Origin of the sequence: Aeromonas sp. s4 (assembly GCF_040907855.1) — a bacterium.
In the GTDB taxonomy this organism is placed as follows: domain Bacteria; phylum Pseudomonadota; class Gammaproteobacteria; order Enterobacterales; family Aeromonadaceae; genus Aeromonas; species Aeromonas caviae.
In genome coordinates, this window is the sequence record NZ_JBFOCP010000038.1 from 24,584 (window position 1) to 39,224 (window position 14,641).

The window sequence follows — 14,641 nt, forward strand, 5'->3', positions numbered from 1 at the left end:
ATGACCATGGCCGAGAAACCGACCCGGGGCCGGGCCAGCAAGGTGTGGCTGCTGCCCGAAGCTATCCGCAACGCCCTCAACGAGATGCTGCGCGACAAGGCCAACAGCCAGGCCGCCATCCTGGACGAGATCAATGGCCTTATCGAGGGGGCTGGGCTGCCCGATGATCTCAAGCTCTCCCGCTCTGGGCTCAGCCGCCACGCGAGCCAGGTGGAGCAGGTGGGCCAGCACCTGCGGGATTTGCGGGAGACCACGGCGGCACTGACTTCCCAGCTCGGTGACAAGCCGATGGGGGAGACCACCAAGCTCATCCTGGAACTCGGCCGCTCCCAGTTGTTCAAGGCGATGCTGGCCCAGGTGCAGAACCCGGAGGAGGCGGTGGATATCGACATGCTGAAAAACGCCATGTTGGCTGCCCAGCGCCTCGAATCCACGGCCATGCAGAGCCACAAGCGGGAGAAAGAGATCCGCCAGGCCTTTGCCGAGGAGGTGGCCGCCAAGACGGAGGCCATCGTCACCCAGGCGGGCTTGAGCGGTGAAGCCGCCGCCGAGATACGGCGCGAAATCCTGGGGATTGTCTGATGACCACGATCGCACAGACCCCTATCGCCCAGCAGTTGGCCCAGACCCTCGGTACTGAATACAGCCCCGACGAGGTGCTGCTGCCCTACCAGAAGATTTGGATAGCTGACGAGAGCCCGCTCAAGATCGCCGAGAAGAGCCGTCGTACCGGGATCACCTGGGCGGAGGCGGCCGACGCCACGCTTACCGCTTCCAAATCCAAGCCAGCTGGCGGTTGCCACCACTTTTATGTGGGCAGCAACAAGGAGATGGCCCGGGAGTTTATCGATGCGGTGGCCATGTGGGCCAAGGCATTCAATAAGGCTGCCGGTGAGATCCAGGAGGAGGTGTTCACCGACGACGAGGACAAGGCAATCCTCACCTTCGTGGTCTATTTCGCTTCGGGCTTCAAGGTGCAGGCCCTCTCCAGCAACCCCTCCAACCTGCGGGGGATGCAGGGCAATGTCACCATCGACGAGGCGGCGTTCCACGACCGGCTCGCCGAGGTGCTGAAAGCCGCGCTGGCGCTGACCATGTGGGGGGCCAAGGTACGCCTTATCAGTACCCATAATGGCGTCGATAACCTGTTTAACCAGCTTATCAACGACAGCCGGGCGGGCAAGAAACGCTACTCCATCCACACCATCACACTCGATGACGCCTGCCGCCAAGGGCTCTATCGCCGCATCTGCCAGGTCAAAGGTATGTCCTGGTCCCAAGAGGCAGAGGATGCCTGGAAGGAGGGCCTCCTCAAAGACACCGCCACCGAAGAGGATGCGCTGGAGGAGTATTTCTGCGTGCCCAAGCAGAGCAGCGGCGTCTATATCAAGCGAACCCTGATCGAGCGGGCCATGCAGCCGGATATCCCCATCCTGCGCTTCACCACCCCCAAGGACTTCGAGCTGCAAAGCGAGGAGACCCGCAAGGCGGTGGCGGAGATCTGGTGTGAGGAGAATCTCAAGCCCTGCCTGGAAGCGCTCGATCGCAATTGCCGTCATGTACTGGGGGAGGACTTCGCCCGCAAGGGGGATCTCTCGGTGTTTGTTCCGCTATCCATCGCGACCAGCCTGCGCAAGACCGTGCCCTTCGTGGTGGAACTGGTCAACGCTCCCTATGAGACCCAGCGCCAGATCCTGTTCTACCTGCTGCAGGGGCTACACCGCTTCACGGCGGCCGCCTTCGATGCCACCGGTAACGGCGGTTATCTGGCAGAAGCTGCTCGGCTGCGCTGGGGCGCCAGCATGATCGAGTGCGTGATGCTCAGTGACCCCTGGTACCGGGAGTGGATGCCCAAGCTCAAGGCCGAGTTCGAGGACGACAACCTGGTGATCCCGCGCCATGCAGACGTGCAGGACGACCTCGGCAAAATCCAGGTCATCAACGGCATTCCCAAGATCGACAAGGGCAAGAACACCGGCCAGGGCGGCCAGCAGCGCCACGGCGACTTTGCCGTGGCCTTGGCCATGGCCGTGCGGGCCAGCTGGATGGAGGGGGGCGCCATCGAGTTCACCCCCTTACCTGGTAAACACGATTCAGAGCGCAACGACGACTATCACCGATATGAGAGAGGGGGTTGGTAATGGCCGGACTCATCGACATTCATGGCAACTCGCTGCGCCTGCAGAAAGAGCCGCAAACCGAAAACGACGCCAAGCTGGCCCAACTGCGCCGTCACTACAGCGAACACCCCACGGTGGGGCTCACCCCGGGCAAGGCGGCCGCTGCGCTCAAAGAGGCGGAGGAGGGGAGCCTCATCGCCCAGTGCGAGCTGGCCGAAGACATGGAAGAGAAGGATGCCCATCTGCAGAGCGAGCTCGGCAAACGGCGCCGGTCCCTGCTCGGGGTGAGCTGGACCATAGAGCCGCCCCGCAATGCCACCCCCGCCGAGCAGCGCGACTGCGAGATGATCCGGGAACTCTTGGAGGACTTCACCTGGTTGGATGATGCCATCTTTGACGCCACCGATGCGGTGCTCAAGGGATTCAGTGCCCAGGAGTTCAGTGGCTGGGAAATGGTGGAGGGACTGCAGCTCCCCAAGGGCATCGTCTGGCGCGATCCCGCCTGGTTCCAGACCCACCCGGATGACTGGAACCAGTTGCGACTGCGGGACGGCAGCAAGGAGGGGGCGGCCCTCAATCCGTTCGGCTGGGTCATGCACAAGGCCAAGTCGAAGTCGGGGTATCTCGCCCGCACCGGCCTTATCCGCACCCTGGTCTGGCCCTTCCTGTTCAAGAACTACAGCGTGCGGGATCTCGCCGAGTTTCTGGAGATCTATGGCCTGCCGGTGCGTCTGGGTAAATACCCGGAAGGGGCCACCGAGAAGGAAAAATCCACCTTGCTGCAGGCGGTGCTCTCCATCGGCCATAACGCCGGCGGCATCATCCCCCGGGGGATGGAGATCGAGTTCCAGAATGCGGCCAACGGTCAGGCCGATCCCTTCGTGGTGATGATGGACTGGTGTGAGCGCTCCATGAGCAAGGCCATCCTGGGGGGAACCTTGACCAGCCAGGCCGACGGCAAGAGCTCGACCCATGCGCTCGGCAACGTCCACAACGAGGTGCGCCAGGAGGTACGGGATGCAGACCTTCGCCAGCTCGCCGCGACCCTGACCCGGGATCTGGTCTATCCGCTGTTTGCCCTGAACGGCAAGAGCTTCCAGGGGCCGCGCCGCTGCCCGCGCCTGGAGTTTGACGTGACCGAGCCCGAGGACATGCGCGATCTGGCCTATCCGCTGCGGGCCCTGGTGGGCATGGGGATGCAGATCCCGGCGCAGTGGGTGCGGGACAAGCTGCAGATCCCGGCACCCAAGGAAGGGGAAGAGGTGCTGGTCATCGTCGACAAGCAGGCAGGGGTCGGGGAGGCGGCTCTCAGGGCGCAGGGATTGGCGGCGCTGGCGGCTAAGCCCCCTGTCCAGGGTGATAACAATGACGCCCAGCTTGCCCGCCTGCAGGCCGAGGTGGCCCCTTTGCTCGCCGGCATGACCGACGCCGTCCAGGCACTGGTGATGCAGTCCACCACCCTGGAGGAGATCCGGGATGGCTTGCTGGCGCTGGAGCCCAACCTCAGTCATGACGAGCTGGGGGCGCTGCTGGCCCAGGCCATTGCAGCCAGCGAACTGCTCGGCATGCTGGAGATGGAGGAGGGCAACTGATGCCCGTTCGTTACGGCAGTCTGCCGTTCGAGGAGGCGATCGCCTTCTTTCGCCAGAAGCTGAATATGCCGAGCGAGCGTTGGGCCGATGTGTGGCGGGATGCCCATAACCGCGCCTTTATGGTGGCGGGGGCGACCAAGACGGACTTGCTGGCGGACCTGCGCGGGGCGGTGGACAAGGCGATAAGCGAAGGGCAATCCATCGGGGCCTTTCAGAAGGAGTTCAAGGAGGTCGTGGCTCGCCACGGTTGGGAGCATACCGGCCCGGCATCCTGGCGCTCTCGCGTCATTTTCGAGACCAACCTGCGCCAGAGCTACAACGCCGGGCGTGATGACCAGATTGAGCGCATCAAGCACAAGCGCCCCTATGCGCTCTATCGTCACGGCGATTCCGAGCACCCCAGGGAGCTGCACCTCAAGTGGAACAACCTGGTGCTGCCGGTGGACCATCCCTGGTGGGATACTCACAGCCCCAGCAACGGCTATGGCTGCAAGTGCAAGAAGTTCCTGCTCTCCGAGGCGGATCTCAAGCGGCGGGGGCTGACGGTGGGCCAGGCACCGGATGACGGCAATTATGAGTGGGTGGACAAGGCGACCGGGGAGATACACCGGATCCCCCGTGGCATCGATCCGGGTTTCGATTACCGGCCAAAGACGCCTGCAGCCCTGACCGAGGCGATGGCCAAGCGGGAGGCGGCGAAACCCGCGCTGGCCGAGCGCTTGCCGCAGCGGTTGGTGGAGAGCGCCTTTTCGACGGCCAAGGGGGTGACGGCGCAGGGGGTCAGCGATCTGCTGGCCCAGCTTCCCGCCCCCCAGCGCGAGCCCTTGGCGGCCTTCCTCAAGGCGCACCCAATCAAGACCCTGTTTATCAAGCAGACCGAGATGGGCAAGGGAGCAGCAGGGCTCAAGGTTGCGCCGGCTATTGCCGAGTACCTGGGCACAGACCCTTACCTGGTGCGCTCCCTCTATTACACGCGGCGGGCCAGCGCGACCAACGGCTTTACGGCCAAAAGCTGGGGCCATCTGGTTATCAAGGTCAAGGCCGGTGATACACTCAAAGCGGTGGATATGCAGGCGGTGCAAGCGGCAGCGGCCGAGGTGGTGACCGATGCCCATGCCAACACCGGGCCCCGCCAGTGGCAGCCAAGGGGGACCAGCGGCGAGACCCTGCGCCGTCACTGGAGCATCTCCGCCAACGTCGGCGGCAAGCAGGGAGAGTCAGCCCAGCGGCTCTCAACCTGGTTGCACGAGCTGGGCCACCAGGTTCACTTCTGGGCCGGGGAGCCTGACCTGACGGGAGTGGGGCTGCTGACGGAGTATGCCGGCAAGACCAGGATGGAAGCCGCCGCCGAGGCGTTTGCCGCCTGGGTCTTGGCGAGGGATGCCATGGTGGCGCATTTCCCCGAGTTGGCCAAACGGGTGGAGGCCATGCTGGCCCAGGCCACGACCGCCAGCCGCAAAGGAGAGAAAGGATGACCCTGTTGGAGCAAGCCAGCGCCCTGCTGGCAGAAGATGGCCCCTTTACCCTGGCACAGGCCAAGGCGCTGGATGCCTTGTGCGAACAAGCCGAAGGTGAAGAGGCCGACCTGCTGGGGGATCTCTGGGCTGCCGCCATGGCTGCGGCCGATGAGGAGGCCCTGCACTTTATGACCACCTTCGAGGATGACGTCTGATGGCGGGCAGCTTTATCGCCATCAGCCACCACGGGGTGGTTGATGCCCATGAGCTGCTGGCCCGGCTCTATCAGCGCACCGGCGACTTGAGCGAGCCTCTGGCGGATATCGGCGAGGGGCTGGCGCTCTCCCACCGGGATCGCTGGGATGTGCAGGAGACCCCGGAAGGGGAGCACTGGGCCCCGCTCTCGGACAAGTACCGCGCCCGCAAACCGCGCCATGCCGACGAGGTGCTGCGTCTCAACGACGATCTGCGCGACACCCTCAACTATCAGGCCGATCCCCAGGCCCTCTACTTTGGCACCCCGCTCGAATATGGCGCCGCTCACCAGTTCGGCCGCCCCGAGAGCAATCTGCCCGAGCGCCCCTATCTGGGGCTGTCGGCAGCAGACCAGCAGAGCGTGCTGGAGACGCTGGAGGGATATCTCATAACTGATTGAAAAGGATTGAGATTTAGTTAGAGTCAATGTCATCATATCCAGAATTCGATTGAGGCTGGTGCATGATGAGCGAACAAGTTGTGAATAGTGGAATTTCAATACCGTTAGGTAATGGAAGAACAGATAAAATATTTTCTTCGATTGAGCAATACAGGAACTTTCTTGAGAGTGAGATAGGTTTTTGGCGTTGGCTTAGTGTAAATGCATATTCACCCCAAATAGACATTTACAGAATTGCCAAACAATTATGTATTGACCATTTATTTTGGGATCCAAACTTTGAAGATCTTGAAGCGCATATAGAAACGTTGATTGAAAAAAGCAGTACATGGTTACCAATATATTCATTTACACCTGAAGGGCAATTTATTGAAGACATTCGTAATAACTATGGGCCGGTTATTGCTTCGTTTGCCTTGCTAAGTATCTGTGATTTAAAATTTGATGGCTTTGTGAATTACTATGGCTCTGGTTCTCATTATCACAATATGCTTATTGCATTTAGCTCACAGAATGCAACAGCTATAAATTTAGTTTTGTTATTTAAAAGCAACATGGGTGTTCATTCGCAAAATGCACATGAAGAATCAATAAAGAAAAGAATTGAGCAATTAATGATGACGCTCACATCTGTAGAAACTCAATTAGTCCAGTCTGTAAATGAGTACAACGGAAAATTTGATGCTGTTTTACAGCAACAGAATGAGTTGTATGAGGATACCAAAAACAAATATAAGCGATTAACCTTGCGTATATTGCGAGCAATTAACCGTGTTGGACAAAATGCTAAAGAAAAACTGGATAATGCTCGCAAGGATGTTAAACTGGCTGCCACTGCATATCATGAGCAGGTTGACCTCGATGCTTCAGTTAGTTACTGGACAAAAAAGAAGTTGAGTAACAGCATAAGTGCATTTGTTTGGTTCATATGTGGCATAGTAGGTTCGATAGCATTAACATTTTTATTGTTGGTGAAATACTATACGGAAGGTGGAATCGTTGGCCTCTCGATGCAATTAGCCAAAGCAGGAAATGAGAATATAGATAGAACAGCCGGAATATCTAATAATATAGGGAGCGTTGTTGGGGGCGGTGTAGGAATGGAGCATTTGGTGCTCAATGCAACTGGTGCGGCTCTAGTGGTAACATTGATGGCAGTAATGATTAGGGTTGCATTACGTCAGTTCAATACCTATTCCCATCTCAGTCTTGAGGCGGCAGAACGCGTCACCATGGTCAAAACCTATCTGGCCCTGCTAAACGAAGGCAAGCTGAAGTCTGACCAAGATCGTCATCTGGCATTAGAGGCTCTGTTCCGCACTTCTCAGACCGGGATGATTGCCGAAACCTCATTTAACAGTCCTGTTGATATCATAGTGAAATCACTAGCAGACAAGGCGAAGGTATAGCTGTTTGGATTACAGCCCCATCCCAGAGGATGGGGTACATGGTTTGACGGCGTTTTATGGCCATTTAAACACCATTAAACAGCCATACTCATGCTCTGACCGGAGGTAGTATGCAAGACACCATTTCTGTAGTCGTTGATGGGATAGAGTTCAACGCTAGCTACATCGTTGTTGGGGACAAACTTATTATCACCCTACCTGATGGTTCACAGCGTAGAACTGAGTTAAGAGGCTTGTCTCCAGAGAGTGCAGCTAAACCTCACCTTAGAAGCTATGCACATGACCTTAAGAGAGCAGAGAACAGATAGGGAGTCTTTCATGCTGGATTGGATTATCACCAATAAAGAGTGGCTTTTTAGCGGTATCGGCGGCGTAATTATAACTATTTTGGTGGGTGTTTTTATGCGTTCAGGTAACCAGCTCAAGCAGTCACAAAAGTCGGGTGATAACAGCAATAATTACCAAGCTGGCACCTCGATTACTGTGGAGCATAAAGACAATGATAAATGACCATAATCAACGGCAAGAGGCTGGTTCTAATAGCACAAATTATCAGGCAAAGGAAATAAATATATTCCAAGGGATATCTGTGCGTGATGCTAAAGATATTGCTATTGATGTATACAGTCAAAACTTTATTAAACTGTCAGAAAATGCAGCTCAGGTTGCATTGGCTCGAGTTGAAAGGTTTATTGATGAGTTCTTGGTAAAACTGCAGTCAACTAATGCTTCATTGTTAGACAGAATGAATGAGCCCTCTATTCAAAACTCACTCTACTCGGCACAGAAACAGTATGCTATTACTGGGGATGAGAAGCAAAAAAATATTCTTTTGAATTTTATGGTGCAAAGATGCGAAAGTGAAGAACGAGGGATCCATCAAATAGTTCTGGATGAAGCAATAAACATAATATCAAAATTAACATCTGAACAGATGGACGTTTTAACACTCAGCTTTGTTATATGCAGGCTGATGGATAATGAGATAAATAATTTCAATTCGTTCTTAACGCATATTGATTTAAATGTATTGCCATTTATCTCTGTTTTAGATTGCCCCAATTCTATGTATGAGCATCTTGCATATTTAGGTGTGGCGACAATTGAATTTACGGGAAGGGTGCCGCAGTTATACAACTCGTACAGGGAGCGATATGCAGCCGTTTTTTCTAAGGGACTATCACCTGATGAAGTGAATCAATTCAAAAAAGATACTGGCATTTCTGATGAATATTTCATCGGGCATCATGAATTACCACTTTCTTTACAGTTGGCAGCATTGAACAAAAACTCATTGTTGAATGCGTGCGATAGGGATGGAGTATCAATGGATGTTAGGGATAAATTAAGTGCGCTGCTGTTAAGTAATACAATGAATGGTGAAGAGGCTAAGGCGCATCTAATTAAATATCGACCCTCGATAGCAGATCTTTTTTCAAAGTGGGACAACTCTTTGATCTCTCACATCAATATCACCCCGGTCGGTGTTGCTATCGCACAGGCTAATTTGTTACGAAAAACAGGGAAGCATCTTTCATTAGAACTGTGGTTAAAAAACTAAGTATTAACCCACCATAAACCCCATCCCCTTTCATGCCGCCGCACTATGGCGGCATGAACATATCCAAGCCCCCATATGCAGCGCCCCCCGTGGCCATTCTCCATACCCACCCCGCAAGCGGGGAGCGGCTGGCGGTGCTCGATGCGCAATTAAGCCCTCAAAGCGATGGCTGGCACCAGCTGCTGCCGGTCGGCCCCTTCAAGGCCCGTGATGGTCGCCCCTTTGATGTGCCTGGTGGCCACTGGCAGCTCGACAAAACTATCGCCACCACCCTGATCAACCGGGCCAAGGCGCTCGGCCAAGACATCCTTATCGACTACGACCATCAGACCCTCAAGACCGACCAGAACGGCCAGCCCGCCCCGGCGGCCGGTTGGTACAACGGCGACGAAATCGAGTGGCGCGAGGGCCAAGGTCTCTTTATCAAACCCCGCTGGACCGAACGGGCCGCCGCCCTGGTCGCAGCCAAAGAGTATCGCTTCCTGTCCGCAGTATTCCCCTATGACACCGAGGGCCGCCCCCTGGAGCTGCGCATGACCGCCATCACCAACGATCCCGGGGTGGTGGGCATGCAGGCACTGGCGGCCCTGAGTGCGTTGCCTACCCACACCGGCCCGTTGGCCACCCCCGCCCAAGCGGCACAAAAGGAGAAAACCATGAACGAGCACTTGATCGCGCTGCTCGGCAAACTCGGCATTCAGCTGGGGGCCGATGGTCAGCTTACCACCGAGCAGGGTACCGCCGCTCTGGCGGCCTTCGACAGCCTGCAGGCCAGCGCCAAGAAGGCGCCGGAGCTGGAGGCGGCGCTCTCGGCCGAGAAGACCGCTCTGGCCGCCCTCAAGGCACAGACGACGTCAGTACAACAAGGTGCCCAGGTTGACCTGGCGCAATACGTGCCGGTGGCGACCTACAACGCCCTGGTCACCCAGGTGGCGGCATTGACCGCCCAGGTGGACACCACCGACGCCGCGACCCTCATCAAGGAGGCCCGTACCGCAGGCAAGGTGGTGGCGGCCGAAGAGGAATACCTCACCGCCTACGCCGCCCAGAAGGGGGTGGCCGCCCTCAAGGCGCTGCTGGAGCCGCGCCCGGCCATCGCCGCGCTCACGGCGAGCCAGACCGCCGCCGTCACCCTGCCGGAGAAGAAGGGGGAGGCCGTGCTCTCGGCCGAGGACAAGTACGCCGCCGACCATCTCGGCATCAGCCACGAGGACTTTGCCAAGGCCAAGGCCTGAGCAAGCCCCGTTTCACACGAAGGCAGTTCTGTTTAACCAGAGAAGGAATAGACCATGGCCATGATTACACCCGCGCTGCTGCAGTCCCTCTTCACCGGCTTCAAGAAGAACTTTGAAGACGCCAAGAGCGAGGCGCCGACCCAGTACACCAAGATCGCCACCGTGATCAAGTCGACCACCAAGTCCAACACCTATGGCTGGCTCGGCAAGTTCCCGAGCTTGCGCAAGTGGGTCGGGGATCGGGTGATTGAGTCGATGAAGACCCACGGTTACCAGATCGTCAACGAAGACTTCGAAGCCACCGTGGCCGTCGATCGCAACGATATCGCGGACGACGAGCTGGGCATCTATGCCCCGCTGTTCGCCGAGATGGGGCGCTCGGCCGGGGTACATCCCGACGAGCTCTGTTTCGGTTTGCTGGGAGCCGGTTTCACCACCCCCTGCTACGACGCCCAGTATTTCTTCGATACCGATCACCCGGTCTACCCCAAGGTCGATGGCACCGGCACCCCGGCGCTGGTTGCCAACCTGGTGGTGGATGGCGCCTATACCGGCGAGCCCTGGTTCCTGCTCGATACCAGCCGCGCCCTCAAGCCGATCATCTTCCAGGATCGCAAGTCCCCCGAGCTCATCGCCATGACCAAGATCGACGACGAGGCGGTGTTCACCCGCAAGGAGTTCCGTTACGGGGTGGACTGCCGCGATGCCGCTGGCTTTGGCTTCTGGCAACTGGCGTTCGCCAACAGGCGGGCACTGACCCCCGACAACCTGTGGGATGCCTACAGCCGGATGCGGGAGTTCCAGGCGGACGGTGGCCGCAAGCTCGGCATCAAGCCGACCCTGCTGGTGGTGCCAGCGTCGCTTGAGAAGTTGGCGACCAAGATGCTGGAGCGCGAGCTGGAAAGCAGTTCCAGCAACGAGCTCAAGGGCAAGCTGGAGCTGGTGGTGGCTGACTACCTGTAAGCGACACCGAGTTGTTTAACGGCGGGGTGAAGCGAGCGCAGTGTGGGCGTTTAACCCCCGTTTAAACCGGATCCTGGATTGAACGAGACAGAGGGAAACATGAGATGGAACACGAGATGGAACAGGCTATTCGCGTTGGCATCACATCAACGGTTCGTCAGGTCTATTTTCGCGCGGGCCTGGCGATTGCACCTGGCAAGTCTGAGCTGGCTGTGTCGCCTGTGCAGTGCGAGACCCTGGAGGCCGATCCGCGCCTGGTGGTCACCCGCCTGGGTCAAGACATCGCCCCTGCGACTGCTGATGCACCGCAGACGAACGGGGATCTGGACGCAGCAGTGGGCGGCCTGACTGGCTCGGGCTATCTGGCGGGCGTCGCCACCCTGGATGGCAAGGTCACCCCGTTGGCCGAGATGAAGGTCGATGAGCTGCGTGAACTGGCCGTGGAGATGGCGATCCAGGGGGCCGCCGGCATGAAGAAGGCCGAGCTGGTGGCTGCCATTGCGGCGACCGAGGTGCAATACCCGGTCAAGGACGAGGCTGGCGTCACCACTGAGCCGCCTGCCGACCCCGTGGCCGAGGACGCCTGATATGTACGCCAGCGTCAACGACATGGTGACCCGCTTTGGCGAGGCGGAGTTGTTGCGCCTGGCCATGACCCCGGCCGGCGAGCTGGATGAAGCGGCGATCACCGTCGCCCTGCAGGACGCCTGCGCCCTGATCGACGGCTACCTGGCGGGGCGATACCCGCTGCCGCTGGCCCATGTCCCGAGCGCCCTGGTCCCCATCTGCGCCGACATTGCCCGCCACCGCCTCTATGACGAGCAGGCGCCGGAGCAGATAGCCAAGCGCAATGAGGCGGCTCTGGCCTTCCTCAAATCGGTGGGCAAGGGGGAGCTGGCGCTGGGGCTGGCGGCCGATGGCGAGCAGTTGGAGAGCCAGAATCTGGCCCAGTTGCAGTCCGATGGCCGGGTGTTTGGGCGGGGCAGTGGGGGCTTCCTATGAGCGAGCAGGGACTCGATTACTTGGCGGCAGGGGAGCGGCTGCGCGAGCTACTGCTGCCCTTGAAAGCCGAGGGGCTCAAGGAGGTGTTTGTGGCCACCGACATGGCGGCTGCCACCAACCTGGCGCAGGTTCATCCGGCCATCCACATCCTCTACCAGGGGGAGCGGCCGCTGGAGGGTAGCCAGTCCGGGCGGGTGAGCCACTTCGAGCAGCTCTGGCTGGTGCTGCTGGTGCACCGTGCCACCCCGAACCAGCCGAGCGCCGGGGTGTGGATGGGACGCATCCTGCAGGCCGTGGCGGGTCGGCCCTATGAGAGCAGCGTGTTCAGTCGGGCGGCGAGTCCTGCCCGACCGAGTTACCAGGGCGGGGTGGCATTTCTGCCGCTCGCCTTCAATGTGACCGTGAAATTCAAAGGAGAACGCTGATGAGCGAAACACTGCACCTGGAAGGGGATCTCTTTATCGAGACCTTCACCAACAACGTCTCGAACGGGGTGATTGGCCCGGTGGACGTCAACAGCCTGGAGGTTAAACCCGACAGCGACAAGATCAGCATCCCGAGCAAGCGCAAGGGCAAGCTGGGCCAGGCGCGGGAGACCTACTTCGTGCCCAAGCCCGCCACCATCAATATCAAGACCAGCGAGATCCCGCCGGTGCTGCTGGCAGCCGCCTTTATGGGGCTGGAGAGCGCCATCAACCAGGGGGCGGGCACGCTCACCGACGTGGCGCTGACCCTGCCTGCCCACCCCAAGTGGGTGAGCCTGGGCAAGACCAACCTCTCGGCCACCGGCCTGGTGGTGAATGAAGGGGCCACGCCGCTGGTGCTCGGTACCGACTTCGAGATCAACTATGCCCTGGGGTTGCTGCGAGCTACCAAGGCGGGGGCGGTGGCAGATGGCGGGCCCGTGACCGTCAGCGCCAGCTATAACGCCGTCACCGGCACCCGTATCGCCGGCAACGTGCAGCCGGAGGTGAAGGCGAAACTGATCCTGGATGGGCGCAGCGTGATTGGCGGTGAGGCCATTCTGCTGACGGTGCCCCGCGCCAGCCTGGCCCCCAAGAAGGCGGTGGACTTCCTAAGCGACAAGCCCATCGAGATCGAACTGGAAGGGGAGCTGCTGGCTCTGGATGGCGAGGATGCGCCTTTCTATGTGGATCGGCCGGAGACGGTGTAGGGGGGGATAAGAAACGGCGGGGAGCCCCGCCGTTTCTATCAACTGAGAATGAAACACTAATATGAATTTATGATTCTCAGGAACGCACTATCTCTTCCGACATTCGGTAATTGTTGGTCCGTCATCTGGATTATTGTATTCATAGCGGTGAGAGTAATTTGATTGGTTGTTAGTGGAACCAATCCTTGGACTAACCCTCTGTAGCTTGGAGCACATGATCGTAAAGTGAGCCGAGCAGCAAACTCCCGATCTGTAGGAAGTTTGACAACTTCCTTTAACTCTTCCTCCGTAAAGCGGCTGATCATGGCATCGTAGTGGGGGATCGCTACACCAGATACACCATAACCATTACCAATCCTGGTCATTACTAATGTTTTGACATAACTTCGCCTCACAGCTTCTGGGATGCGTCCCGTTGCTGGGACATAAGCGAGCAGGCTCTTGGCATGTGCAGGCTCGTTGTAGAAGTTGTTGAAAGCATTATGGGCGTTGTACAAAGCAGTAACTCGCTCTGCCATTTCTACAGCAAGAGTGTCAGGTGGGAGATATCCAAGACCTTCAGTTCCAGTTAGAAACTCATGGGCAGCCGCACGCCGTACAACTTCACCGTTTGAGGCGAATGTGGAGAAGCGAAGGCCACATTCATATTTTGCATCTTCTGGGGCAAGAGCCCAACACTTATGGGAAATTAGCCTAATATTATTTCTCACCCGGACAGCTGCATTGTCAGCGGTATACATACCAAACAATGTCCTGAGTAATGACCTAATGATATCTGCTGGAAGATGCTCCATCCCTGTACGAATATGCTGAGCATCTGCTTCGGAAAGATCTGAAGTTCTAATGCTATTCAAAAATCGCTTAACTTCAATGGCCGCAGCTTCGGGTTCTCTGGCTATGACTTCTCTAATACATGTTTCAAGCCATGAGATGATTTGCAATCCACTTAGCTCATTTTGGTTTGGGTGAGCAGCGCTAGCCCAGTTCCGCATATCTCTAATGTAGTCGAGATGTCTGTATCCAATGTCGGAAAGAATCCCTGTTAGATGACAGCCACGGACAAGCTCCCATTCCTCAATCTTTGATAAGTCACTTTCATCTCGTAGCTTGGATCTACGAGATGGATCCGTAACTACACTGTCATAAAAGTATTCAAGGTCGAACCGTGCAACCTTTCTTCTGAGGTGGACAACTGTTTCGTCCCAAGCAAAATTCAAAGCAGCATCAAATAATCCAGCACCACATGCAGCAATGAACTTAGATAGGTAGAGCGCTTCTCCGCGTTTTGCATGGTCGATTAGTGATATGACATCAGGTAAGTTGGCAATAACACGTTGTCGCTCAGCAGTGGGTACGAGAACATTTTGAGTTGGAAGCCCGAGTTCATCAAGGTAGGTAACGAGTGCTACTGTAAACTGGTCTACCCGCTCTGCAACTTGTGTTTGGCTTGCGATGATTGTGGGTGCTAGCATT

16 protein-coding genes are annotated in these 14,641 nt (G+C 57.4%); 15 read left to right on the forward strand and 1 reads right to left on the reverse strand.

All coding sequences use genetic code 11. From position 1 onward, the window contains the following. The first annotated feature begins 6 nt into the window (after positions 1-6). From AB5Y89_RS12650 to AB5Y89_RS12720, 15 genes are all read left to right on the forward strand, one after another. On the forward strand, positions 7-582 hold the full coding sequence (locus AB5Y89_RS12650; RefSeq protein ID WP_368223907.1) for a DUF3486 family protein: 576 nt from the start codon (positions 7-9) through the stop codon (positions 580-582). Continuing rightward, complete coding sequence (locus AB5Y89_RS12655; protein WP_368223908.1) at positions 582-2,141, forward strand: hypothetical protein; 1,560 nt, start codon at positions 582-584, stop codon at positions 2,139-2,141. The genes AB5Y89_RS12650 and AB5Y89_RS12655 overlap by 1 nt, the downstream gene beginning before the upstream one ends. After that, complete coding sequence (locus tag AB5Y89_RS12660) at positions 2,141-3,712, forward strand: DUF935 domain-containing protein (protein ID WP_368223910.1); 1,572 nt, start codon at positions 2,141-2,143, stop codon at positions 3,710-3,712. Before AB5Y89_RS12655 ends, AB5Y89_RS12660 begins: the two co-directional genes overlap by 1 nt. Further along, positions 3,712-5,187: a phage minor head protein gene (locus tag AB5Y89_RS12665; protein WP_368223911.1), complete on the forward strand. Its 1,476-nt coding sequence runs from the start codon at positions 3,712-3,714 to the stop codon at positions 5,185-5,187. Before AB5Y89_RS12660 ends, AB5Y89_RS12665 begins: the two co-directional genes overlap by 1 nt. Further along, positions 5,184-5,384, forward strand: a complete 201-nt coding sequence (locus AB5Y89_RS12670; protein WP_010674009.1) for a hypothetical protein — start codon at positions 5,184-5,186, stop codon at positions 5,382-5,384. Before AB5Y89_RS12665 ends, AB5Y89_RS12670 begins: the two co-directional genes overlap by 4 nt. After that, positions 5,384-5,824, forward strand: a complete 441-nt coding sequence (locus AB5Y89_RS12675) for a phage virion morphogenesis protein (protein WP_368223913.1) — start codon at positions 5,384-5,386, stop codon at positions 5,822-5,824. Before AB5Y89_RS12670 ends, AB5Y89_RS12675 begins: the two co-directional genes overlap by 1 nt. A gap of 62 nt (positions 5,825-5,886) precedes the next feature. Then, positions 5,887-7,233, forward strand: coding sequence for a DUF6161 domain-containing protein (locus AB5Y89_RS12680; RefSeq protein WP_368223914.1), 1,347 nt, complete (start codon positions 5,887-5,889; stop codon positions 7,231-7,233). A gap of 318 nt (positions 7,234-7,551) precedes the next feature. Then, entirely contained in the window at positions 7,552-7,743 is a 192-nt protein-coding gene (locus AB5Y89_RS12685) for a hypothetical protein (protein WP_368223915.1), read from the forward strand. Next, complete coding sequence (locus AB5Y89_RS12690; RefSeq protein WP_368223916.1) at positions 7,733-8,794, forward strand: LPO_1073/Vpar_1526 family protein; 1,062 nt, start codon at positions 7,733-7,735, stop codon at positions 8,792-8,794. Before AB5Y89_RS12685 ends, AB5Y89_RS12690 begins: the two co-directional genes overlap by 11 nt. Before the next feature lie 32 nt (positions 8,795-8,826). Beyond that, positions 8,827-10,029, forward strand: a complete 1,203-nt coding sequence (locus AB5Y89_RS12695; protein ID WP_368223917.1) for a phage protease — start codon at positions 8,827-8,829, stop codon at positions 10,027-10,029. Between the two features lie 54 nt (positions 10,030-10,083). Next, on the forward strand, positions 10,084-10,992 hold the full coding sequence (locus tag AB5Y89_RS12700) for a Mu-like prophage major head subunit gpT family protein (protein WP_368223919.1): 909 nt from the start codon (positions 10,084-10,086) through the stop codon (positions 10,990-10,992). 104 nt (positions 10,993-11,096) lie between these two features. Then, entirely contained in the window at positions 11,097-11,579 is a 483-nt protein-coding gene (locus tag AB5Y89_RS12705; RefSeq protein ID WP_368223921.1) for a Rho termination factor N-terminal domain-containing protein, read from the forward strand. Position 11,580: 1 nt separating this feature from the next. Further along, on the forward strand, positions 11,581-11,994 hold the full coding sequence (locus AB5Y89_RS12710; protein WP_368223922.1) for a gp436 family protein: 414 nt from the start codon (positions 11,581-11,583) through the stop codon (positions 11,992-11,994). Next, a complete protein-coding gene (locus AB5Y89_RS12715) occupies positions 11,991-12,419 on the forward strand; it encodes a hypothetical protein (RefSeq protein WP_368223924.1) in 429 nt (142 codons plus the stop codon). Before AB5Y89_RS12710 ends, AB5Y89_RS12715 begins: the two co-directional genes overlap by 4 nt. Next, positions 12,419-13,168 carry a hypothetical protein gene (locus tag AB5Y89_RS12720; RefSeq protein WP_368223925.1) on the forward strand — a complete coding sequence of 250 codons (750 nt, stop codon included), beginning with the start codon at positions 12,419-12,421 and terminating at the stop codon, positions 13,166-13,168. Before AB5Y89_RS12715 ends, AB5Y89_RS12720 begins: the two co-directional genes overlap by 1 nt. A gap of 56 nt (positions 13,169-13,224) precedes the next feature. Here AB5Y89_RS12720 and AB5Y89_RS12725 read toward each other — a convergent pair whose 3' ends face one another. After that, positions 13,225-14,640, reverse strand: a complete 1,416-nt coding sequence (locus AB5Y89_RS12725) for a hypothetical protein (RefSeq protein WP_368223927.1) — start codon at positions 14,638-14,640, stop codon at positions 13,225-13,227. Position 14,641 lies beyond the last annotated feature (1 nt).

Bases quoted from the DNA above. Each gene is read 5' to 3' on its own strand.
- AB5Y89_RS12650 (WP_368223907.1), top strand. From the start codon at position 7: ATGGCCGAGAAACCGACCCGGGGCCGGGCCAGCAAGGTGTGGCTGCTG.
- AB5Y89_RS12655 (WP_368223908.1), top strand. From the start codon at position 582: ATGACCACGATCGCACAGACCCCTATCGCCCAGCAGTTGGCCCAGACC.
- AB5Y89_RS12660 (WP_368223910.1), top strand. From the start codon at position 2,141: ATGGCCGGACTCATCGACATTCATGGCAACTCGCTGCGCCTGCAGAAA.
- AB5Y89_RS12665 (WP_368223911.1), top strand. From the start codon at position 3,712: ATGCCCGTTCGTTACGGCAGTCTGCCGTTCGAGGAGGCGATCGCCTTC.
- AB5Y89_RS12670 (WP_010674009.1), top strand. From the start codon at position 5,184: ATGACCCTGTTGGAGCAAGCCAGCGCCCTGCTGGCAGAAGATGGCCCC.
- AB5Y89_RS12675 (WP_368223913.1), top strand. From the start codon at position 5,384: ATGGCGGGCAGCTTTATCGCCATCAGCCACCACGGGGTGGTTGATGCC.
- AB5Y89_RS12680 (WP_368223914.1), top strand. From the start codon at position 5,887: ATGATGAGCGAACAAGTTGTGAATAGTGGAATTTCAATACCGTTAGGT.
- AB5Y89_RS12685 (WP_368223915.1), top strand. From the start codon at position 7,552: ATGCTGGATTGGATTATCACCAATAAAGAGTGGCTTTTTAGCGGTATC.
- AB5Y89_RS12690 (WP_368223916.1), top strand. From the start codon at position 7,733: ATGATAAATGACCATAATCAACGGCAAGAGGCTGGTTCTAATAGCACA.
- AB5Y89_RS12695 (WP_368223917.1), top strand. From the start codon at position 8,827: ATGCCGCCGCACTATGGCGGCATGAACATATCCAAGCCCCCATATGCA.
- AB5Y89_RS12700 (WP_368223919.1), top strand. From the start codon at position 10,084: ATGGCCATGATTACACCCGCGCTGCTGCAGTCCCTCTTCACCGGCTTC.
- AB5Y89_RS12705 (WP_368223921.1), top strand. From the start codon at position 11,097: ATGGAACACGAGATGGAACAGGCTATTCGCGTTGGCATCACATCAACG.
- AB5Y89_RS12710 (WP_368223922.1), top strand. From the start codon at position 11,581: ATGTACGCCAGCGTCAACGACATGGTGACCCGCTTTGGCGAGGCGGAG.
- AB5Y89_RS12715 (WP_368223924.1), top strand. From the start codon at position 11,991: ATGAGCGAGCAGGGACTCGATTACTTGGCGGCAGGGGAGCGGCTGCGC.
- AB5Y89_RS12720 (WP_368223925.1), top strand. From the start codon at position 12,419: ATGAGCGAAACACTGCACCTGGAAGGGGATCTCTTTATCGAGACCTTC.
- AB5Y89_RS12725 (WP_368223927.1), bottom strand. From the start codon at position 14,640: ATGCTAGCACCCACAATCATCGCAAGCCAAACACAAGTTGCAGAGCGG.